Here is a 21,596-nt window from a genome sequence, read left to right on the forward strand (position 1 = left end):
CCCACATCCTCAGCCCCGGACGACCCGCCCGCAAGGGGCCGGCGCCTCGGGGGTCAGTGGTTGGGTGGGATCACCCGGAGATGCCCCCGGCGGCCCTGCTGGGGGGCCTGCGGCGTGGAGCGGTCGCTCTCCGGCGGCCGGGGCGGGGCCGGGCGGGCGGCCTCGCGTACCGCCTCGGCCAGCGCGACCAGGTCGTCGGTGGTGGGCGGCGGCGGCTCGAACTCGCCCTCGTGCCGCACCACGTCCCAGCCGCGCGGGGCGGTCAGGCTGCGCGCGTGCTGCTCACACAGGTCGTACGTGTGCGGTTCGGCGAACGCCGCGAGCGGCCCCACCACCGCCGTCGACTCGTTGTAGACATAGGTCAATGTGGCGACCGCTTGCCGGGGGCAGCCGTTACGGGAGCAGCGCCGTGGTGACCTCACGTGCGGCAGGGTATCCCCATTACCGGGTCCGGCGCACCGCTTCGCGTTACGACACGCCCGTCACGGTGATCACAATTCGCATGATCGGCGCACCGGCGCGCCGGGCGTGCCGCGCGGCGGCGGTCGGGCCGGCTCACCGGGCTACCCTGTCCGTCATGACGAGCCCGCAGAACCGCCGCCCCGGCTCCGGCCGGCGCACCCACCGCGACCGGCACGGTCGGGGGCTGCGCGGGCGGCTGGTGCCGGCCACCGTGCCGCTGGCCCGGACCAAGGCGGAGGTCTTCGACGACCTGGTGCTCGACACGGTGGAGACGCTCGAACGCCGGTTCGCCAAGGAGTTGGCCGGGGTGGAGTTCGCGGTCGAGGACGTCCCGCCGGACCTGAACGTCTACGACTCCGACGTGCTGGAGGACGGCGAGGTGCCGCTCGCCCGGTTGCTGCCGGGCCGGCCCGGCCGCCAGGAGGTCCCGCCGCGGATCGTGCTCTACCGGCGACCGCTGGAGTTCCGCGCCATGGACCGGGAGGACCTGGCGGATCTCGTGCATGACGTGATCATCGAGCAGGTGGCGAACCTGCTCGGGGTCGACCCCGACGAGCTGGCCTGAGCGCCGAGGTCGGCCCCACGGACCGGGCGGCCCCCACCGCCCCGGCCCGTACGCCGCTCAGGCGGCTACCCGCCGCTTGAGCTTGCGCCGCTCCCGTTCGGAGAGGCCGCCCCAGATCCCGAACCGCTCGTCGTGGCCGAGCGCGTACTCCAGACATTCCGTCTTCACTTCACACCGCGAGCAGATGCGCTTCGCCTCGCGGGTCGAGCCGCCCTTCTCGGGAAAGAACGCCTCCGGGTCGGTCTGCGAGCAGAGCGCCCGCTCCTGCCACTCCGGCGCGTTCCCGAGCAGGTCGGCCACCTCGAGCTGGCCGTCCATCGATTGCCTCCTTGTCGCGCACCGGCGTCATTCGCCGCTGCAACCCCCCACGCGAAAGGCGTGCTTGTTCGTACGGGCCCAATTGGTGCGCTTCCGTGCGAACAACCCCATTCAAATTACACGCGTGTAATGCGTGCGCCGTCAAGCCAAACTTGATAATGGAGTCGCCCTCCCGACACGTCCGGGACGGCCGCCCCGGCCGCCCGTAGCCTCGCAACCTGCCCTATCGATTCAGACCCCGCACGAGTAACGCCCTCCCCGGCGAGTTGCCCGAAGTTTTCTGCCGTGGCGCGTCGACGCGCGGGCGCCGGCGCCCCCGCCGGCCGTCGCCCAAGATCACTTTTGGTGGGGCAAAGGGTAACGCGCCCGGCGCGGTGGCGCCCCTCCAGACGGCCAACGCCGCTCGCGCCCTGTCCACCAAGTGGACAGGGCGCGTGGGCCGGCGAAGTCGCCGGTCAGTCGTTTCGCGACGGTGAGCTGGTCGGCCAGCCGAATTCCGCGATCGACCCGCCGATGACGGAAATCGCACCGGCGGGTGTGTCGTCGTCCCACCAGACGGTATACACGCCCGCTTCCAGGTCCGGGTAGACGGCACTGTGGAAGACGCCGTCGCGCACGTGCCGCTCCCGTACCGCCGAATGGACCCGCCGGCCGTCACCGTCCCCGCGACTGATCTCGATCTCCCGTCCGTGCAGGTCGCGACCGGTGTGGATGATCAGCGCGCCGGTGTCGCCGCCGAGGTCGAGCAGGACGCTGCCGCTGAACGACGGACCGAGATCGTGGTGCTGGTGCATGTCGTGCTCCCGTCAGGACTTCTTCGCCGGCGGGTTGTTGAACCCGTCGTACGGGGTGCCGAGGAAGGGGAAGTCGGCGAGGAACGGCGCGGTCACGTCGCCGGCGTCCATACCGGGCGTGACGGCGGCCGCCGCCGCGTCCGGCGTGAACGTCTTGTCCACCAGCGGCACGGTGAGCCCGGCGATCGCCCGCAGCGCGATGGTCACCACGTCGTCGCCCACCCGCCGGCCGTTGGGGAAGCCGGCCAGGTCGCCGCCGAGCACCCCGAACCGGTCCGGCTTGGCGCTGGGCCGGATCGCCGTGTTCAGCCGCAGCATGTCCGCCTGGGTGTCCCCGGTGGTGTTGGCGAAGCCGTCGATCAGCCCGGCCGGGATCCCGGTGAGCAGGATCGCCACCAGGTCCGCGCGCGGCTTCTTCGTCTTGTGCAACGTGTCGAGACGGGGAAAGACCCCCGGATAGAGCACCGGCAGCAACCCGGCCAGCTCGGGCCGCTCGACGAACCCGGCGAACCGCTTGTCCTCCGACGGTGGCAGGGTGTTCCACAGGTCCTTCTTGGACATCGGCACGATCACCTCGTTGAACAACGGGTTGCCGAGCCGCGACACCTGCGTGAACGGGCCGGTGGCGACGTCCGCCGACACCCGGTCGCCGAGCACCCGGACCTGCTGGCGGGACGCGCTGGTCCAGACGCCGATGGTCGACGCGCGGTCGGCGTAGCCGTACCGGCTGGCCCTGCGGCGCACCTTGGCCAGCGGCACCTGGACCGCGATGCTGTGCACGTTCAGCCGGTCCAGCGCGTTGACCGGCTCGCCCTCGGTCCGGAACAGCTTCTTGCCGGCCACGTGCAGTTGCTGGAACGGCCGCAGCGTGCCCAGGTCGAACACCGCGCCCAGGTCCACGAAGAAGCCGTCGGCGCGCTGGCCGGCGAACACCTTCTCGCCGGTGGACAGCTTGAACGTCGCCTGGCGCACCAGGTTCTGGTAGTCCGGCGTGGACAGTGGACCGACGTTGCACGGTGGGCAGGGCAGCTTCGTCGCCAGCACGTGCTCGCGACCGTCCACCACCCGGGTCAACCGGTAGAACTGACGCCGGTTCCAGTTCTTGCTGTCCAGCGACTCGATCGGCCCGGTGTTGTAGAGAAAGCTGTTCTGATTCGTGATCTCGGTGGTGAATTCGAACCGGTAGGTGACGTCCGGGTGACCGTCACCGTCGTTGTCGACGTGGATCTCGTACCGGACGTCGTCGCCGAACTCGAAGAAGTTGGGGCCGCCGGACGGAAGCTGCACCGGCACGTAGTTGGCGATCAACGTGACCGTGTCCGGCCGGGTCGGGCTGACGAACGCGTACAGGTCGGAGCTGTCGGCGACCGGATCCTTGGCGATCTCCGGGGCCTCGCGGTGAGAGGACATGGCGGACCACACCTTCGTCGGGAACGTGAGTCGGACCGGCGTCGGGAGCCCGCGCCGGGGAGGGGGCGCAGATCAGCGACGGGCGGCACGCACCAGGCGGTCGGCCAGACCGCGGTCGCGTACCTCGACCCGCGTCGTGCCGACGAAGACGTCCATCGTGCCGGTCGCGGCGTCGCGGAGATGGACCACGATCGGCTCGTCGCGCCGACCCGCCGACGGGGCGTTCTGCGCGGCCGACAGGCCCGGCACGGTGAGCGCCGCCGCGCCGAGCGTGGCGCTCGCGGCGGCCGTCAACGTCTGCCGGCGGGTCAACCGCGGCCAGGCCCGCCGCCTCGGCGCGTCGGTGGTCTCGTCAGTGCTCATCGGCAACCTTTCCGCAACCAGGCGCCACGGCGCCGCGGGGGCGGGCACCCGGACGCGGCCGGGTCCCGGGGCTGGGGTCACCGGCGGCGGTCCTCGCCGCAACCGCCGCCGGCATCCACAGGTACGGCCGGCGGCGAGGAAAGGTTCGACGTCAGGCGCCGGCGTGACCGTACGCGGTCGTCCGCTTGCGGAACGGCCGCCCGGCAGCCGTGGCGATGGCCCGCAACTGCTCCTCGGTACGCGCCGAACCGTTGCCCGAGCCGGCCATCCGGGAGATGGTCTCCTCCATCAGCGTGCCGCCGAGATCGTTGCAGCCGCCGCGCAGCAACTCCACCGTGCCGGCGTCGCCGAGCTTCACCCAGGAGCACTGGATGTTGTCGATCCGGCCGTGCAGCAGCAGCCGCGCCATCGCGTGCACCACCCGGTTCTCCCGCCACGTCGGCCCCGGCCGGGCGATGCCGGCCAGGTAGATCGGCGCGTTGGTGTGCACGAACGGCAGCGCCACGAACTCGGTGAACCCGCCGGTGCGGTCCTGCACCCCGGCCAGCACCCGGAGGTGTGCCAGCCACTGGCCGGGATGGTCGACGTGGCCGTACATCATCGTCGAGCTGGACCGGATGCCCAGCTCGTGCGCCGTGCTCACCACCTCGACCCAGGCGGCGGCCGGCAGTTTGCCCTTGGTGAGCACCCAGCGCACGTCGTCGTCGAGGATCTCGGCGGCGGTGCCCGGGATGGTGTCCAGGCCCGCCTCGCGCAGCCGGGTCAGCCACTCCCGCACCGGCACGCCGGCCTTCGCCGCGGCGGTGACGATCTCCATCGGGGAGAACGCGTGCACGTGCATCCCCGGCACCCGTGCCTTGATCGCGCGGACGATGTCGGCGTACCCGGTCACCGGCATCTTCGGGTCGATGCCACCCTGGAGGCATACCTCGGTGGCGCCGGCCGTCCACGCCTCCTCGGCCCGGTCGGCCACCTGCGACAGCGACAACCGGAACGCGTCCGCGTCGCTCTCCCGCTGGGCGAACGCGCAGAACCGGCAGCCCACATAGCAGACGTTCGTGAAGTTGATGTTCCGGTTGACCACGTAGGTCACGTCGTCGCCGACCGCGTCGCGGCGCGCGTCGTCGGCGATCCGGCACAACTCGTCGAGCGCCGGGCCGTCCGCGCCGAACAGCGCCAACGCCTTCGCCTCGTGCGCCGGCGCCAGCAACGCGGCCGGTTCGGTCGCGGCCAGTCGCAGCCCCGCGCGCAGGTCGCCGTCCGCGCCCTCGGCCCCGGGCACGCCGGGCGGGCGCTTGACCTTGTTCGCCACCTCGGACCAGTCGCCGTAGACGCTGTCGAAGTCGCCCCGCCGGTCCTCCGTCCGGCCGGTCACGTCGATCGTGGCGTGCAGGTCGGTCCGGCCGCCGAAGACCTCCTCCGGCTCCTGCCACGGCCGCCCCACCGGGTGGGCCGCCTCCACCGCCAACCCGGTCACCGGGTCGGCGAGCGCGGTGACGTGCGGCAGCAGGCGCGGATCCAGCCACGGCCCGCCGGCCCGCACGTACTCCGGGTAGACGGTCAGCCGCTCGCGCAGGGTGAACCCGGCGGCGGCGGTACGCGCGGCCAGCTCGTCGAGCTGCGGCCAGGGCCGTTCCGGATTGACGTGGTCGGGCGTGACCGGCGAGACCCCGCCCCAGTCGTCGATGCCCGCGCGCAGCAGCAGGTCGTACTCGCCCGCGATCAGGTTGGGCGGCGCCTGGATGCGGGCCCGCGGGCCGAGCAGCACCCGGGCCACCGCCACGGTGGCGGCCAGGTCGTGCAGCTCCGCGTCCGGCATGCCGCGCATCGCGGTGTCCGGCTTGGCGCGGAAGTTCTGCACGATCACCTCCTGGAGGTGGCCGTACTCGCGCATGGCGCGACGGATCGCGAAGAGCGCGTCGACCCGCTCGGCGCCGGTCTCGCCGATGCCGATCAGGATGCCGGTGGTGAACGGCACTCCCACCCGGCCGGCGTCGTCGAGCACCCGCAGCCGCACCGCGGGCTCCTTGTCCGGGGAGCCGAAGTGCGGGCCGCCCGGCTCCGACCAGAGCCGCGTCGCGGTGGTCTCCAGCATCATGCCCATGCTCGGCGCGACCGGCTTGAGCCGCTGCAGCTCCGACCAGGTGAGCACGCCCGGGTTCAGGTGCGGCAGCAGGCCGGTCTCCTCCAGCACCGCCACCGCGCAGGAGCGCAGGTAGTCGAGCGTCGAGTCGTAGCCCCGCTCGTCCAGCCACTCCCGGGCCGCCGGCCACCGTTGCTCCGGACGGTCGCCGAGCGTGAACAGCGCCTCCTTGCAGCCCTGCGCGGCCCCCTCCCGGGCGATCGCCAGCACCTCGTCGCGCTCCAGGTAGGCGGCGGGCAGCCGGTGCGGCACGGTGGCGAAGGTGCAGTAGTGGCAGCGGTCCCGGCAGAGCCGGGTCAGCGGGATGAACACCTTCTTGGAGTACGTCACCACGCCGGGCCGGCCGGCCTCGCGCAGTCCGGCGTCGCGGATGTCGCCGGCGACGCCCAGCAGCTCGTCGAGGGCCGTACCGCGGGCGGTGAGCAGCGCGCCCGCCTCGTCCACGTCCAGCGCCCGGCCGGTGGCGGCGCGGCCGAGCGCCCGCCGCACCCTCGCATCAACCATCGGCCCAGCCTATGCACCCCTGCCGGGTGTAAGGAGGGGCCCCCTGTTAACGCCTCCGGTAGAGAAGGGGGCCCCGCTTAACACCTGCGCTCCGGCGTCACCGGGGCTGGTTCGGGTCCTCGCGGTCGAAGCGCTGGGTGCGCTCCTCGTCGGCCGGGGAAGTCGGCTGGCCCGGCTCGGCGGACTGGCGCGGGATCGCCTGGGTCGGGTCGGCGGACGGCGGCTGGCCGAACGGCGGCGCCGACGGCGGGCCGAAGTGCGGGCCACCCTGCTGCGGGCCACCCTGCTGCGGAAGGCCGGACTGCGGAGCGCCGGACGGCGGAGCGCCGAACTGCGGGGCGCCGAACTGCGGAGCGCCGAACTGCGGAGCGCCGGACTGCGGGCCCGGGTGCGCACCGGGCTGCGGGGGGCTGAACGGGGGGGCCGACTGCGGGGCGTGCGGCGGGGCGGTGTTGAACGGCGGCGCCGACTGCGGCTGCCCGTACGGACCGGCCTGCGGCCAACCGGGCTGCGGCGGCGCGCCCGCGTGCGGGTAACCCGCCGGGGCCTGGCCCGGCTGCGGGGGCACCCCGGCCGGCGGATAGCCGCCCGGAGCCGGGTAGCCGCCGGGCTGACCGGGTTGCTGCGGCCAGCCGGGCTGGGCCTGACCGTAGACGCCGGGCTGCGGCTTGGGCTTCGGCACGTAGTAGAGCGTGCGCCAGATCTTGAACACGACGTACCCGGCGACCGCGAAGACCGCCAGCCAGGCCACCCGGGTGAGCAGCCCGAGGAACGCATCCAGCACCGCGCCGTCGGCGAGCCGGCCGACCAGCCACGCCAGGAACGTCAGCGCGCCGAAGACCGCGGAGACCGCGTACTCGACGATCGCCACCTGAGTGATCAGTTTCGCCCTCGGCAGCGTCGGGCGGACGTGCGTGGCGAGCAGGACGGCCAGCAGCGGCAGGACCGTCGCCTCCAGCCCGACGAAGGCGAAGAATGCGCTCCCGGCCCGGCCGCTGAACGTGCTGTAGTCGTCGGCCGGCACCAGCAGGCGCAGCAGGGCGGCGAAGAGCAGCACGGCGTTCGCGCCGAGCAGAACGAGCGCGGCCAGCTCGCGTAGCGGTTTGGTCAGTTGGCTGGCCTGCGCGGCGTCACCGGACGCGGGCTCGACGGGGCTGGTCACGGACTCCCCCAGGGGACGAAAGCGGACAGTTGGCGAAGTGAGCCTAGTCTCTCCGGCCATCGGACGATCGACGGCGGCACGTGCGCAAGGATGGACGGCATGCGCATCGTGGTACTGACCGGCGGCATCGGGGGCGCGCGCTTCCTGCTCGGCGTCCGGGCGTACGCCCGGGAGGTGGGCGCCGAGGTGACCGCCGTGGTCAACGTCGGCGACGACCTGTTGCTGCACGGCTTGAAGGTCTGCCCCGACCTGGACAGCGTGCTCTACACGCTGGGTGGCGGCGCGGACCCGGAACGCGGCTGGGGCCGGGTCGGCGAGACGTGGACGGTCAAGGCGGAACTGGCCGCGTACGGGGCGGAGCCGAGCTGGTTCGGCCTCGGCGACAAGGATCTCGCCACTCATCTCGTGCGCACCACGATGCTCAACGCCGGCTACCCGCTGTCCCAGGTCACCGAGGCGCTCGCGACCCGCTGGCAACCCGGCGTACGCCTGTTGCCGGCCACCGACGAGCGCCTGGAGACCCACGCGATCATCGACGACGGGCCGGGCCGGCGGGCGATCCACTTCCAGGAGTGGTGGGTGCGCCACCGGGCCGACGTCCCGACGCACCAGTTCGTCTTCGTCGGCGCGGACGCGGCGAAGCCCGCGCCCGGCGTGGTCGAGGCGATCGCCGCCGCGGACGTGGTGTTGATCGCGCCGAGCAACCCGGTGGTCAGCATCGCCCCGGTGCTGGCCGTTCCCGGCCTGCGCGACGCGGTGGCCGGCGGCCCGGCCCCCGTCGTCGGGGTGTCGCCGATCATCGGCGGCGCGCCGGTACGCGGCATGGCCGACCGTTGTCTGGCGGTGCTCGGGGTCGAGTGCAGCGCGGCGGGGGTGGGCGGCCTCTACGGCGGTCGGTCGGCCGGCGGCCTGCTCGACGGCTGGCTGGTCGCCCCGGAGGACGCCGGGGCCGTGGTGCCGGACGTGGCGGTCGCCTCGGCGCCGCTGCGGATGACCGACGAGGCGGCGACCGCCGCGATGGTGCGCGCCGCGCTGGAGTTGCGGTGAGGCTGGAGATTTTGCCGGTGCCGGGCATCGGCCACGTGACCGAGGGCGACGACCTGGCGGCGCTGATCGCCGGCGCGGCCGGATGGCTGCGCGACGGCGACGTGCTGGTGGTGACCAGCAAGATCGTGTCGAAGGCGGAGGGCCGGCTGGTCGACGTGCCGGCGGACGGCCCGGAACGTCTCGCCGAGCGGGACCGGGTGCTGGCCGCCGAGACCGCCCGGGTGGTCGCCACCCGCGGCGCGACCCGGATCGTGCAGACCCACCACGGGTTCGTGATGGCGTCCGCGGGCATCGACGCGTCCAACGTGGACAAGACCCGGCTGGTGCTGCTGCCGGTGGACCCGGACGCCTCCGCCCGGGCGTTGCGGGCCGCGCTGCGCGACCGGTACGGCCTCGACGTCGCGGTCATCGTCAGCGACACCATGGGCCGTCCGTGGCGCAACGGTCTCACCGACGTGGCGCTCGGGGTGGCCGGCCTGCCGGCGATCCGCGACCACCGGGGTGAGGTCGATCCGTACGGCAACGAACTCCAGCTCACCCAGATGGCCGTGGTCGACGAGCTGGCCGGTGCCGGTGAGCTGGTCAAGGGCAAGTGCGACGAGGTGCCCGTCGCGGTCGTCCGTGGCTATCTCGACGCGACCCGGGACGACGACGAGGGTGCCCGCACGTTGGTGCGGGACGCCTCGCTGGATCTCTTCTCGCTGGGCACGGCCGAGGCGCGCGCGGACGGTCTGCGGTCGGCGGCCACCCTCGCCGACGGCGTCGGCCCGGCGTCCGCCGAGCCGGCCGCGGTGGCCCGGGCGATCGCCGCGGTCGCCGGCGTGGTCGCCCCCGGCACCGTCTTCACCCACGTCACCGACGAGGAGGTACGCGCCGGACTCGCCGCCACCGTGCCCGACTGGCCGGCCGCCGCCACCGGTCTGGTGCTCGGCGCGGCACCCACCCCGGTCGACCGGCCGGATCTGGTCCGGTTCGGCGCGGACCTGCAACGCCTGCGTACCGCGTTGGCCGCCGAGGGTGTCGCGTCGACGCTGTTGCCGCCGCCGGCGGGCACCACCGCCAGCGCCACGTTGGCGCTCTGACCGCCCGGCCCGTTTCCGCGCGCTCCCCGCGCCAGTTCCCCGGCATGGTGGTCTCCGCACCGCGGCGAGGCTGCCAGTTCGGGGAACTGGCCGGACGGCCGGGCCGCAGCGACGTCGGTCAGGCGTCGAGGACCGCGCGGCCCAGCGGCGTCAGCGTGTGCAGCACGGTGTTGCGGTCGCGGTGGCTGACCAGCAGCCCGGCGTTGCGGAGCACGCTTGTGTGCTGGCTGGCCGCGGCGGCGGAGATGTGCAGCCGTCGGGCCATCTCGCCGGTGGTGCAACCCTCGTCGGCGACCTGGAGCACTGCCGCGCGGGTGCGCCCGAGCAGCGCGGCGAGCGCCTCCCGCTGGGCGGCGTCGCCGTCCCGCCCGCCACCGGCCTCGGGGGTGAGGCCGCCGAGCCGGTCGACCGGGTAGACCAGCACCGGTGGCAGGCTCGGGTCGAGCAGCGCGACCGGCGTGCGGGAGCAGAAGAACGAGGGGACGAGCAGCAGGCCCCGGCCGTCCAGGTGCAGCTCCCGGGTGTCCGGGTAGTCGAGCACCTCGAGCACCCCGTCGGCCCACCGCATGGCGGGCTTCAGGCTGTCCAGCAGCCCTTCGGCGCCACCGTCGAGCATGGCCCGGGCGCGGCGGGCCCGGTCCGCTTCGACCGCGGCCTGGACCCGGGCCCAGTAGGGCGTCACCGCCAGCGCGTGGTAGCGCGCCATGGTGTCGGTGAGGTCCTGGAGCACCTCCGGTTCGCCGCGGGCGAGCGCGGACGCCGACGGCGGCAGTGCGGTCTCCCCGGCGAGCACCGTCAGGTCGCGGCGCAGCCTGCCGAGCGGGGTGCCCCGGACCGCTTCCAGCCCGGCCTGGAACCCGTCCCGGCTGGCGGACGGGGTGAGGAAGTCGGGAAAGTAGCCGACCGGCGGGTTGAGCGCGAGGAGCAGTCGGTAGCGCTCGGCGTTGGGGTCGGTGCGCAGGCCCTGCGCCACGCCGCGCCGCCAGGTGGTCGACAGCGGGTCACGGCTGCGTCCCTGGAGCAGGTGCAGACTGAGGACCAACTCCCAGAGCGGGTCGGCGGCCGGGGCGACCCGGGTCCGCAGAATGTCCTCGCTCGAGAAAATGATCTTCAACATGGAGTGCTCCCGGGTGGACGGCGGAGGTGCCCGCCACCCCTGGCACTTTACCCGCCGGTACTAATCTCCATCTTTAAGCGTGACGTGAAAGACCTCGACGTCGGAACGGCCGATTCGGCAGACTCTTCCTTGCCCGCCGACGCCGGGGTGCAGTGTCGACCCGGTCGCCGGCTGACGGGCGTGGCCGGACGGCACCACGAGGGTCTGCGGATTCGTTCCGCAGGGGTGCCGTCCGGCCTTCGCTCATCCGGTCCGCGGCACCGTCCACCGCCGCGACGCTCGTAGAGTGTCCGGGTGTCCGACACCGATCCCGCCGCCTTCACCGACCTGCACGCCGACACCGTCGCGCGGCTGAGCCGCTGGGCGGCGACCAGCCCGGCCGCAGCGGCCAACACCGACCGAACGCTGGCGCTGCTGGCCGCCGGGCCGGTGGCGATGAGCCGCGCGCACCGGCCGGGCCACGTGACCGCAAGCGCGCTGGTCCTCGACCCGACCGGCGGGCGGGTGCTGCTCTGCCTGCACCGCAAGCTCCGCCGGTGGGTGCAGCTCGGTGGGCACTGCGAGCCCGGCGACCGGAGCCTCGCCGCCGCCGCGCTGCGCGAGGCCACCGAGGAGTCGGGAATTCCCGACCTGACCCTGGACCCGACGCCGATCGACGTGGACATCCACCCGGTCACCTGCCAGGGCGGTTCGCTGCACTACGACGTCCGGTACGCCGTGTTCGCCCCGGCCGGCGCGACCGAGCGGGTCAGCGACGAGTCCGAGGCGCTGGGCTGGTTCCCGTCGGACCGTCTGCCGGAGCCGCTCGCCCACGCGACCGCCCAACTGGTGGCGCCGGCGTTGTCCGCGCTGGCCCGCCGCGCCGCCGGCTGAGGCCACCCCGCCACCCCGGCGGCACCCGGGTCAGATGAGCCCTTCCTCGCCACGCTCCTTGAGCTGGTCGACGACCTTCTTCACGTCCTGCGCCCGGTCGCGGGGACAGACCAGCACCGCGTCCGGCGTGTCCACCACGATCAGGTCGCGTACGCCGACCGTGGCGACGAGCCGACCCGAGTGCGGCACCACCACGGTGCCGGTGGTGTCGTGCAGCAGCACCCCCGGCTTCGCGTCGCCGCCGAGCACCACGTTGCCGGCGGAGTCGGCCGGAAGCACCTCGCCCAGGGTGTGGAAGTCGCCGACGTCGTTCCAGCCGAAGTCGCCCGGCACGGTCGCCACCCGGCCGGCGGTCGCCGCGCCCTCCATCACCGCGTAGTCGACCGAGATCTTCGGCAGCGTCGGCCACACGGTGCCGAGCACGTCGTCCTGCTCGGGGGTGCCCCAGGCCGCCGCGATGGCGGTGATCCCGGCGTGCAGCGCCGGCTGCTGGCGGGCCAGCTCGGCCAGGAAGACGTCCACCCGCCAGACGAACATGCTGGCGTTCCAGAGGTGCCGGCCGGAGCGGACGTAGCCCTCGGCCACCTCGGCCGCGGGCTTCTCCTTGAACTCGCGCACCGGCCGCAGCGGCCCGTCGGCCACCGGATCGCCGGTCTCCAGATAGCCGTAGCCGGTCTCCGCACGGGTCGGGGTGATGCCCACCGTCATCAGCAGCCCCTGCTCGGCGCCGACGATCGCCTGCCGCACCACCACGGCCAGGCGGTCCGGGTCGCCGATCAGGTGGTCGGCCGCGAACGAGCCCATCACCGCGTCCGGGGCACGTTCGGCGATCACCGCGGCGGCCAGCGCGATGGCCGCGCAGGAGTCTCGCGGGGACGGCTCCACCAGGACGTTCTCCTCCGGCAGGCCAGCCAGTTGCCGTGCCACCGCCGCGGCGTGCGCGGCCCCGGTGACCACCAGCGTGCGCTCCGGTGTGGTCAGCGGCGCCAACCGGTCGACAGTGGCCTGCAACAGCGAGGCGGGGGTGCCGGTCAGCGGGTGGAGGAACTTCGGATGGCCGGCGCGGGACAGCGGCCACAACCTCGTGCCGCTGCCGCCCGCCGGGATGACGGCGTAGAACATCAGCACATCATGCCCGAAGCGGGCGAGCCGCCACGGCGCGTCGGCCGGGCGTCACCGCGTCGGACGGTCAGGACCGGGCCCGCCGCCAGGCGGCGATGTGCACCTCCGCGCTGGACTCCCAGGTGAACTCCTTGGCCCGGTCGAAGCCGGCCTTGGCCAGGGAGAGCCGTCGCTGCTCGTCGTCGAGCAGGGCGGCCAGGTCGGCGGCGATCTGGTCCGGGTCCTCGCTGGTGTACGCCACGGCGTCGCCACCCACCTCGGGCAGGGAGAGCCGCGGCGTGGTCAGCACCGGCGCCGCGCAGGCCATCGCCTCCAGGATCGGCAGTCCGAACCCCTCGCCGTAGGACGGGTAGGCGGCGACGAGCGCGCCGCCGAGGAAACCGGGCAGGTCGGCGTAGCGCAGGTAGCCGGGGCGCAGCAGCCGCAGGTGCGAGGGGACCTCGGCCACGGCCCGGTCGATGTCGTCGTCGTGCCCCTGGCCGCCGGCGACCACGAGCGCCGGCGGGTTGGGCCGGTCGGCCACCGCCCGGGCCCAGCCGCGGATCAGATTGGGTACGTTCTTGCGCGGCTCCTTGGCGCCCAGGAACGCGATGTAGCTGTTGTCACCCAGCCCCAGGCGGGCCCGGACCCGGGCCTTCTCCTCGTCGCCCGGCGCGTGGAAGGCGGCCTGGTCGACGCCGTGGTAGGCCACGTCGATCCGGGTCGGGTCGGCGTCGAGCAGCCGGATCAGCTCGTCCCGGGTGGCCTTGCTCGGCACGATCACCCGGGCGGCGCGACGCAGCGAGGTCTTGATCGCGCTGCGGAAGAACGTCCGGCGCGACTTGTCGTAGTGCTCCGGCTCGGTGAAGAACGTCGCGTCGTGCACGGTGACCGTGACCGGACACCCGGCCCGCAGCGGGCAGGTGTAGAACGGCGAGTGCAGCACCTCCGCGCCGATCTGCTGGGCCAGCAGCGGCAGGCCGGTCTGCTCCCAGGCGAGCCGGGCCGGCCGGTGCGCCACCGCCGCCGGGGCGGGGATGATCTCGGCGCCGGGCAGCATCCGGGTGTAGCGCTCCAGGTCGGTGCGGAGGCTCACCACGGCCAGGTCGACGCCGTCGCCGCAGACCCGGCCGAGCGCGCCGAGCAGGCCGTCGACGTATCTACCGACGCCGCCGCGATCGGCGGGGACACTCGTGGCGTCGATGAGAACGCGGGGCGGACGACCGGCGGTCACGGGGCGACTCCTCAGGTGGCGCGGTTGTGGGGAACAACACTGTCGGCAAGCCTACGCCGGGCGGGGTGTCCGACGCTGACTGCGACCCGACGGTACGCCGACTTGTCGTTGTCATCGAGTACGCACTCCGGGCGCGTATCGTTCGCGCCGATGGCCGACAACATTGCCCGGGTGTTCGCCGACGCGATCGCGACCGACCCCACCCGACCGCTGCTGACCTGGTATGACGACGCCACCGGCGAACGCACCGAACTTTCCGGCGCGACGCTGGCGAACTGGGTGGCCAAGACCGCCAACCTGCTCGTGGACGAGATCGGCTGCGCGCCCGGTGATCCGGCCGGCGTGCTGCTGCCGCCGCACTGGCAGACCGCCGCGGTGCTGCTCGGCTGCTGGTCGGCGAAGCTCACCGTGGTCGACGCTCCGGGGCCGGTGGAGGTGCTGTTCACCGCCGTCGACCGGGTCGACGAGGCGCGCCGGTGGCCGGCCGGCGAGCGGTACGCGCTGGCGCTGGACCCGTTCGCCCTGCCGATGCGCGAGGTGCCGGCCGGGTGCGCCGACTTCGTCTCGGCGGTACGCGGGCACGGCGACCACTTCACCCCGTACCCCGATGCCGGCGAGGGGGACGCGGCGCTGCTGGCCCGCGCGCAGGCCCGCGCCGCGGAGCTGGGTCTCACCGCCGGCGACCGCCTCCTGGTCGACGTGACGCGGCACCCCGACCCGGTCGACTGGCTGCTGGCCCCGCTGACCGCCGGGGCCAGCGTCGTAGCCTGCGCCCACCCCGACCCGGCCCGCCTGCCCGCCCGCGCCGGGACGGAGAAGGCCACCCACCCCCTGACCTGAGCCCCGCCCCCCGATCCCGCACCCTCCCGACCCCGAGCCCGGCCGGTTCGCCCCTTTCGTCGGGGGCTGCCGGATCAGCAAGGTCAGGCGGTGCGCTGCCGGGCCAGAGCGGCGAAGGCGGTGAGGGACTCGGGATTGGCCAGGGCGCCCTTCGCCGCCGCGCGGTCCACCGGGGTGCCGGTGAGGATCTTCTTGACCGGCACCTCCAGCTTCTTCGCGCTCAACGTGCGCGGCACGGCGCGGACCTGGTGGATCTCGTCCGGCACGTGCCGGGGCGACAGGGCGGTACGCAGCTCGCGGCAGATCTTCTTCCGCATGTCGTCGTCGAGTTCGAGCCCGTCGGCCAACACCACGAACAGCAACAGCTCCCCCGCGCCGCCCTCGTCGTCCTCCAGGTGCACCACCACCGAGTCGAGCACCTCGTCGAGGCCCTCCACCACCGAATAGAACTCGGCAGTGCCCAGCCGCACCCCGCCCCGGTTCAGCGTGGCGTCGGACCGGCCGGTGATCACGCAACCGCCGCGCTCGTTCACCGTGATCCAGTCGCCGTGCCGCCACACCCCGGGATAGACCTCGAAGTACGCCTCCCGGTAGCGGGCGCCGTCCGGGTCGTTCCAGAACCCGACCGGCATGCTCGGCATCGGCTCGGTGATCACCAACTCGCCGAGCTGGCCGATGACCGCCGACCCGTCGGCGGACCGGGCCTCCACCTTCGCGCCCAGCGCCCGGCAGGCGATCTCACCGGCGTGCACCGGCAGCAGCGGCACCCCGCCGACGAACCCGGTGCAGACGTCCGTGCCGCCGGAGAGCGACTGGAGCTGGAGGCGGTCGCCGACGTTCTCGTACACCCAGGTGAAGCCCTCGGCGGGCAGCGGCGCGCCGGTCGAGCCGAGGCCGCGCAGCGCGGACAGGTCGGCGATCTCCCGCGGCACCAGCCCGGCCTTGCGGCAGGCCAGCAGGAACGGCGCCGAGGTGCCGAAGTAGGTGGTGCCGGTCTCCGCCGCCAGCCGCCACAACGCGCCCAGGTCCGGGTGGCCCGGGTTGCCGTCGAACAGCACGATCGCCGCGCCCACCGCCGGCCCGGAGACCAGGAAGTTCCACATCATCCAGCCGGTGGTGGTGAACCAGAGGAACCGGTCGGACGGGCCCAGGTCGTGGTGCAGCGCCAGCATCTTCAGGTGCTCCAGCAGGATGCCGCCGTGGCCGTGCACGATCGGCTTCGGCAGGCCGGTGGTGCCCGAGGAATAGAGCACGTAGAGCGGGTGGTCGAACGGCACCGGGGTGAACGACGCCGGCTCGTCGGTCTCCGCCGCCAGCTCCGCCCAGGCGATCGCGCCCTCCGGCAGGTCGCCGTCCGGATCGAGATACCCGATGGCGACGGTGTGCCGCAGCGACGGCAGCGCGGCCCGGATCGCGGCCACCTCGGCGCGTCGGTCGACCGGCTTGTCGCCGTACCGGTAGCCGTCCACCGCCACCAGCACCGACGGCTCGATCTGCTGCCAGCGGTCGGTGACGCTGCGGGTGCCGAACTCGGGCGCGCACGAGGAGAAGACCGCGCCCAGGCTCGCGGTGGCCAGCAGCAGCACGTACGTCTCCGGGATGTTCGGCGCGTACGCCGCCACCCGGTCGCCCGCGCCCACGCCGAGCCGGCGCAGGCCGGCGGCCACCCGGCGGACCCGGTCGCGCAGCTCCGCCACGGTGAGCGTCTCCGGCGCGCGGGTCTGCCCGTGGGCGATCACCGCCGGGTCGTCGTCGCCGAGCCCCGGCATCCGCAGCACGTTCTCCGCGTAGTTGAGCGTCGCGCCGGGGAACCAGCGGGCGCCGGGCATGGACCTCCCGGCCAGCGTCGCGGTCGGGGGCGTGTGTGCGAGCACCTGGAAGTAGTCCCAGATCGAGGACCAGAACCCGTCCAGGTCGGTCACCGACCACTGCCACAGCGCGTCGTAGTCGGCGAACTCCAGCCCCCGGTGCTCGGCCAGCCAACGCAGGTAGGCACCGATCCGGGACCGTTCACGCACGTCGGCCGGCGGCGTCCAGAGCACGTCACCCACAGTTCCACCCTCCCTGGGCCCGGCACGACTCTGTGCATGGGCCGTGGCGCCATCTTGCCCTACCTGGTGCCGCCATTCTCCGCACCGACCCCCGCCGACGGGGCGTGCCCACCCCACACCCCCCGCCCCTCATCCATGTGGGCCGGACGTAAGGAGGGGCCCCCTGTTAACGCATTCTGCATAACAAGGGGCCCCGCTTAACACCCCGCGCCCGGCGCGACGACGTCAGCGCGGGCCGGGCCGTCAAGCGGGGCGCATAGCTCTACCGGAGGCGTTAAGAGGGGGCCCCTCCTTACACCTCAGGCGGCGCGGTGGGCCTGGATGGCGCGGCGGCGAGCCAGGCGGTGGGCCCGCCGGATCTCCGCCTCCCGGAAGCGGCGCTCGTCCTCCGCCGTCTCGGGCAGCACCGGGCGCACCGCGCGGGGCGCGCCGCCGACGTCCACCCCCACGAAGACGAGGTAGGCGGTGGCGACCCGCACCGGTTCGTCCTCGGCCGAGTCCCAGCGCTCGCCGACCACCCGCACGCCGACCTCCATCGAGGTGTTGCCGGTCCAGTTGACCTGGGCGTGCGCGTGCACCAGATCCCCCACCCGGACCGGCTCGGCGAAGACGATCTCGTCGATGGAGGCGGTGACCGCGGTGCCGCCGCTGTGCCGGGCCGCCGCCGCGCCGGCCACGTCGTCGACGAACTTCATCAGTACCCCACCGTGCACGGTCCCGTACAGATTGACATCGACAGCGGTCATGATGCGACTCAGCGTGACGCGGGAGTACGAGGTCGGCTTACCCGACGGGACCGCGGGATGATCTGTCATGCCGGAAACGGTACGGTGCGCGGATGCGACATCTCTGGAGCTTCCTCGCCGGGGTGGTGGTGGCGCCCGTCACCTGGGTGCTCGTCACCCTCGGTCAGGACGGATCTGGGCGGACCGTCGACCGCTGGGTGGAGATCGGTACGTACAGCACCCCCAACCTGATCGAGCCGGCCGTCTATCTCGGCGTCGCCGGCGTCCTGCTCGGCCTGCTCGGCACGCTGCGCTTCTCACCGCTCGGCCCGCTCGTGGCGGGACTGCTGCTGGTGGCCCCCTACGTCGGACTGTTCGTCGCCCCGTTCAGCGTGCGGGACCGGGTTCCCGGCGACCTGAAGCTGCTCGGCGACCCGCTGCCGCTACGCCAGCCGCTGGACAACGGCACGCTGTTCCTCATCGGCATGCTGCTGCTGATGGCCGTGTTCAGCGCGGCACGGTGGCGGCGTGGACCCGCGCCGCGCACGGACGGGGCGGAGCTGACCCCGGACGGCACACCGGCCGAGCAGCGGCCCGCGCCCGCCGACTGGCCCCCGCCCGCCCCGCCGAGGGACCCGGACACGGCCCCGCTCACACTGGCCTATCCGGAAACCCCCACCGAACCCCTGCCCCGCCGCACCGGCGGTGAGTCGCCCTGGTCGGCGCCGCCGCGCGCCGGCACCCGCCCGGACGGCCCCGACCAGTCCCACTGACCACCCGGTGGACCGGCCGGACGCCGGCCGGTCCACCCGTTCGCCGCCCCGCGGCGCACAGACAGAGTCGGGTCCCGGCCCGACGGCTCCGCCGCTCAGCCCTTGAGCAGTTGGCGGGCCATCACGATGCGCTGCACCTGGTTGGTGCCCTCGTAGATCTGGGTGATCTTGGCGTCCCGCATCATCCGCTCGACCGGGTAGTCGCGGGTGTAGCCGTAGCCGCCGAGCAGTTGGACCGCGTCGGTGGTGATCTCCATGGCGGCGTCCGAGGCGAAGCACTTCGCGGCCGCACCGAAGTAGGTCAGGTCCGCGTCGCCCCGCTCGGACTTGCCGGCGGCGGCGTACGTGAGCTGCCGGGCCGCCTCCAGCTTCATGCCCATGTCGGCGAGCATGAACTGGATGCCCTGGAACTCGGCGACCGCCTTGCCGAACTGCTTGCGCTCCTGGACGTAGCCCTTGGCGTAGTCCAGCGCGCCCTGCGCGATGCCGATCGCCTGGGCGGCGATGGTGACCCGGGTGTGGTCCAGGGTCGTCATGGCGGTGGCGAAGCCGGTGCCCTCGTCGCCGATCATGCGGTCGGCCGGGATCCGGACATTGTCGAAGTAGACCTCGCGGGTCGGCGAGCCCTTGATGCCGAGCTTCTTCTCCGGCGCCCCGAAGCTGACCCCCGGGTCGGACTTCTCCACCACGAAGGCCGAGATGCCCCGCGACCGGGCTGTGGGGTCGGTCACCGCGAAGACGGTGTAGAACTCGGAGATCCCCGCGTTGGTGATCCACCGCTTCACGCCGTTGAGCACCCAGTGGTCGCCGTCACGCACCGCCTTGGTGGTCATCGAGGCGGCGTCGCTACCCGCCTCCGGCTCCGACAGGCAGTAGGAGAACATCGCGTCGCCGGCGGCGACCGGGGCGAGGTATTTCCGCTTCAGCTCCTCCGAGCCGGCCAGCAGCAGCGGCATCGTGCCCAGCTTGTTCACCGCCGGGATGAGCGAGGACGAGGCGCAGGCGCGGGCCACCTCCTCGATCACGATGGCCGTGGCGAGCGCGTCCGCGCCGGCGCCGCCGTACTCCACCGGGACGTGCGGGGCGTGGAAGTCGGCCGCCCGCAGCGCGTCGTAGGACGCCTTCGGGAACTCACCCGTCTCGTCCGCCTCGGTGGCATGCGGAGCCACCTTCGCCGCACAGATCTCACGGACCGCCTCCCGGATCGCCTCGTGCTCCTCCGGCAACCGGTAGACGTCGAACGACTGCTCTGCGGCCATGTCGGCCCTCCCCTTTCACCGCTATCATGCGCAGTCTGTGCCGCCCGGGGGCCGCCGACTGCCGCAGACTGAAGAATAGCCACCAGGCTCGGATCGAACCCTACCGGCGGGTAGGCTCGCGGCCGAGCGTCACCCACCCGACCCACTACCCTCACACCAGAATCCAGTCCCCTCGGTGCCCGGCCTAGGCGCCCCAGCAGATGCGACGCGAGGATGCGCCGCCAGCGCGAGCGGAGAAGACAGGCGTGACGATCCCGTACCCGAACTCCCAGCCGATGCCCGCCATCGCCGCGGTCACCCCGCCGTCGGGCTCGGCTCGCCCCCGGGTGACCTTCCTCGGCACCGGCTACCTCGGCGCGACGTACGCCATCTGCTACGCCGAGCTGGGCTACGAGGTGCTCGGCTTCGACGTCGATGCCGACAAGATCGCCAAGCTGAACGCGGGTGAGGTCCCGATCCACGAGCCCGGCCTCGACGAGCTGCTGCGGCGCAACCTGGCCGCCGGCCGGCTGCGGTTCAGCACCGACATCGCCGAGACCGCAGACTTCGGCGACGTGCACTTCATCTGCGTCGGCACCCCGCAGCGGGCCGACGGCATGGGCGCCGACCTGTCGTACGTCGAGGCGTCGGTGACCAACCTGGCGCAGCACCTGACCCGCAAGGCGCTGATCGTCGGCAAATCCACCGTGCCGGTGGGCACCGCCGAGTGGGTGGAGCAGCTGGTCGGCAAGCACACCCCGGCGGACCTCGGCGTCGAGGTGGCGTGGAGCCCCGAGTTCCTCCAGGAGGGCTTCGCCGTCGACGACGTGCTGCGCCCCAACCGGATCGTGGTCGGGGTCAAGAGCGAGTGGGCCAACGGCATGCTCTTCGCCGCGCACAAGGGCGTCTTCGACCTGGCCGCCACCGAGGACCGCGAGGTGCCCCTGGTGGTCACCGACTTCGCCACCGCCGAGCTGGTCAAGGTCGCCGCGAACGCGTTCCTGGCCACCAAGATCTCGTTCATCAACGCGATGGCCGAGGTCTGTGAGGCCGCCGGCGGCGACGTCACCCAGCTCGCCCGCTCCATCGGCTACGACCCGCGGATCGGCAACCGCTTCCTCCAGGCCGGGCTCGGCTTCGGCGGCGCCTGCCTGCCCAAGGACATCCGCGCCTTCCAGGCCCGCGCTCAGGAACTCGGCGCCGGCGAGGCGCTGCGCTTCCTGCACGAGGTCGACCTGATCAACAACCGTCGGCGTACCCGGGTGGTGCAGCTCGCCGCCGAGCTGCTCGGCCGCCGCTCCGGCCCCGCCGGTCCGGACCTCTCCGGCACCCGGGTCGCGGTGCTGGGCGCCACCTTCAAACCCAACACCGACGACGTACGCGACGCGCCCGCCCTCGCGGTGGCCGCGCTGCTCGGCAAGGCCGGCGCCGACGTGCACGTCTTCGACCCGCAGGGGATCGAGAACGCGCGCCGCGCGGTGCCCGGCCTGGCCTACGAGGAGACCATGAACGACGCCGTGCAGGGCGCCGACCTGGTCTGCGTGCTCACCGAGTGGGCCGAGTTCCGCAACGCCGACCCGGTGGCCATGGGCGAGCTGGTCAACGGCCGCAAGGTCGTCGACGGGCGTAACTGCCTGGACTCCACACTGTGGACGCAGGCCGGTTGGGAGTACCGCGGCCTCGGCCGCCCCTGACCGATCGGGCACGGACCGGCCGGCCGGGGAGCCGGCCGGTCCGTTTTTGTTGCCCGGAACGCGCCGGCAACTGTCGAAATCCCGGCCCGGTCAAGGCATG

Annotated in this window: 20 protein-coding genes; 7 read left to right on the forward strand and 13 right to left on the reverse strand. The window is 73.2% G+C overall.

The annotated features are described in order from the left end of the window. Positions 1-53: 53 nt before the first annotated feature. The gene (locus AB0H28_RS08625) at positions 54-422 is read right to left on the reverse strand and encodes a DUF3499 domain-containing protein (RefSeq protein WP_358036071.1); all 369 of its coding nucleotides are present in this window, start codon (positions 420-422) and stop codon (positions 54-56) included. A 155-nt stretch (positions 423-577) separates the two neighbouring features. Here AB0H28_RS08625 and AB0H28_RS08630 point away from each other — a divergent pair, with 155 nt between their 5' ends. Continuing rightward, on the forward strand, positions 578-1,027 hold the full coding sequence (locus tag AB0H28_RS08630; RefSeq protein WP_018787548.1) for a metallopeptidase family protein: 450 nt from the start codon (positions 578-580) through the stop codon (positions 1,025-1,027). Positions 1,028-1,084: 57 nt separating this feature from the next. On the opposite strand, the gene AB0H28_RS08635 is transcribed toward AB0H28_RS08630, so the two are convergent. The 6 genes from AB0H28_RS08635 to AB0H28_RS08660 form a co-directional block, all read right to left on the reverse strand. Next, complete coding sequence (locus AB0H28_RS08635) at positions 1,085-1,345, reverse strand: WhiB family transcriptional regulator (protein WP_013284161.1); 261 nt, start codon at positions 1,343-1,345, stop codon at positions 1,085-1,087. A 455-nt stretch (positions 1,346-1,800) separates the two neighbouring features. Continuing rightward, entirely contained in the window at positions 1,801-2,139 is a 339-nt protein-coding gene (locus AB0H28_RS08640; RefSeq protein ID WP_358036073.1) for a phospholipase, read from the reverse strand. Between the two features lie 12 nt (positions 2,140-2,151). Continuing rightward, positions 2,152-3,549, reverse strand: a complete 1,398-nt coding sequence (locus AB0H28_RS08645) for a DUF4331 domain-containing protein (RefSeq protein ID WP_358036075.1) — start codon at positions 3,547-3,549, stop codon at positions 2,152-2,154. A 72-nt stretch (positions 3,550-3,621) separates the two neighbouring features. Beyond that, positions 3,622-3,912 (reverse strand): hypothetical protein, encoded by a 291-nt coding sequence (locus AB0H28_RS08650; protein ID WP_358036077.1) that lies wholly within the window; start codon positions 3,910-3,912, stop codon positions 3,622-3,624. Positions 3,913-4,063: 151 nt separating this feature from the next. Next, on the reverse strand, positions 4,064-6,559 hold the full coding sequence (locus tag AB0H28_RS08655; protein ID WP_358036079.1) for a bifunctional FO biosynthesis protein CofGH: 2,496 nt from the start codon (positions 6,557-6,559) through the stop codon (positions 4,064-4,066). A 97-nt stretch (positions 6,560-6,656) separates the two neighbouring features. Then, the gene (locus AB0H28_RS08660; RefSeq protein ID WP_358036081.1) at positions 6,657-7,721 is read right to left on the reverse strand and encodes a hypothetical protein; all 1,065 of its coding nucleotides are present in this window, start codon (positions 7,719-7,721) and stop codon (positions 6,657-6,659) included. Between the two features lie 99 nt (positions 7,722-7,820). Between AB0H28_RS08660 and cofD the strand changes: the two genes are divergently transcribed. Both cofD and AB0H28_RS08670 read left to right on the forward strand, forming a co-directional pair. After that, positions 7,821-8,768 carry a 2-phospho-L-lactate transferase gene (cofD, locus tag AB0H28_RS08665; protein ID WP_358036083.1) on the forward strand — a complete coding sequence of 316 codons (948 nt, stop codon included), beginning with the start codon at positions 7,821-7,823 and terminating at the stop codon, positions 8,766-8,768. After that, on the forward strand, positions 8,765-9,850 hold the full coding sequence (locus AB0H28_RS08670) for a coenzyme F420-0:L-glutamate ligase (RefSeq protein ID WP_358036086.1): 1,086 nt from the start codon (positions 8,765-8,767) through the stop codon (positions 9,848-9,850). Before cofD ends, AB0H28_RS08670 begins: the two co-directional genes overlap by 4 nt. 118 nt (positions 9,851-9,968) lie before the next feature. Here the strand turns inward: AB0H28_RS08670 and AB0H28_RS08675 are convergent, their stop codons facing one another. After that, positions 9,969-10,967, reverse strand: coding sequence for a winged helix-turn-helix domain-containing protein (locus tag AB0H28_RS08675; protein ID WP_358036088.1), 999 nt, complete (start codon positions 10,965-10,967; stop codon positions 9,969-9,971). 294 nt (positions 10,968-11,261) lie between these two features. Between AB0H28_RS08675 and AB0H28_RS08680 the strand changes: the two genes are divergently transcribed. Then, complete coding sequence (locus tag AB0H28_RS08680; protein WP_358036090.1) at positions 11,262-11,840, forward strand: NUDIX hydrolase; 579 nt, start codon at positions 11,262-11,264, stop codon at positions 11,838-11,840. A gap of 30 nt (positions 11,841-11,870) precedes the next feature. On the opposite strand, the gene AB0H28_RS08685 is transcribed toward AB0H28_RS08680, so the two are convergent. Beyond that, positions 11,871-12,962 (reverse strand): sugar phosphate nucleotidyltransferase, encoded by a 1,092-nt coding sequence (locus tag AB0H28_RS08685; RefSeq protein WP_358036092.1) that lies wholly within the window; start codon positions 12,960-12,962, stop codon positions 11,871-11,873. Between the two features lie 67 nt (positions 12,963-13,029). Continuing rightward, positions 13,030-14,175: a glycosyltransferase family 1 protein gene (locus AB0H28_RS08690; protein WP_358036094.1), complete on the reverse strand. Its 1,146-nt coding sequence runs from the start codon at positions 14,173-14,175 to the stop codon at positions 13,030-13,032. Between the two features lie 150 nt (positions 14,176-14,325). Between AB0H28_RS08690 and AB0H28_RS08695 the strand changes: the two genes are divergently transcribed. Beyond that, complete coding sequence (locus AB0H28_RS08695) at positions 14,326-15,015, forward strand: TIGR03089 family protein (protein ID WP_358036096.1); 690 nt, start codon at positions 14,326-14,328, stop codon at positions 15,013-15,015. A gap of 83 nt (positions 15,016-15,098) precedes the next feature. Here the strand turns inward: AB0H28_RS08695 and AB0H28_RS08700 are convergent, their stop codons facing one another. Further along, on the reverse strand, positions 15,099-17,066 hold the full coding sequence (locus AB0H28_RS08700) for an acetoacetate--CoA ligase (RefSeq protein ID WP_358036098.1): 1,968 nt from the start codon (positions 17,064-17,066) through the stop codon (positions 15,099-15,101). Between the two features lie 299 nt (positions 17,067-17,365). After that, positions 17,366-17,881, reverse strand: a complete 516-nt coding sequence (locus AB0H28_RS08705; RefSeq protein ID WP_358036100.1) for a hotdog domain-containing protein — start codon at positions 17,879-17,881, stop codon at positions 17,366-17,368. Positions 17,882-17,904: 23 nt separating this feature from the next. Here AB0H28_RS08705 and AB0H28_RS08710 point away from each other — a divergent pair, with 23 nt between their 5' ends. Next, a complete protein-coding gene (locus AB0H28_RS08710) occupies positions 17,905-18,564 on the forward strand; it encodes a hypothetical protein (protein WP_358036102.1) in 660 nt (219 codons plus the stop codon). Between the two features lie 95 nt (positions 18,565-18,659). On the opposite strand, the gene AB0H28_RS08715 is transcribed toward AB0H28_RS08710, so the two are convergent. Beyond that, entirely contained in the window at positions 18,660-19,823 is a 1,164-nt protein-coding gene (locus tag AB0H28_RS08715; RefSeq protein ID WP_358036104.1) for an acyl-CoA dehydrogenase family protein, read from the reverse strand. Positions 19,824-20,068: 245 nt separating this feature from the next. Between AB0H28_RS08715 and AB0H28_RS08720 the strand changes: the two genes are divergently transcribed. Beyond that, positions 20,069-21,496, forward strand: coding sequence for a UDP-glucose/GDP-mannose dehydrogenase family protein (locus AB0H28_RS08720; RefSeq protein ID WP_358036107.1), 1,428 nt, complete (start codon positions 20,069-20,071; stop codon positions 21,494-21,496). The last annotated feature ends 100 nt before the right edge of the window (positions 21,497-21,596 follow it).

The organism is Micromonospora sp. NPDC050980 (assembly GCF_040653835.1).
Taxonomy (GTDB): Bacteria; Actinomycetota; Actinomycetes; order Mycobacteriales; family Micromonosporaceae; genus Micromonospora.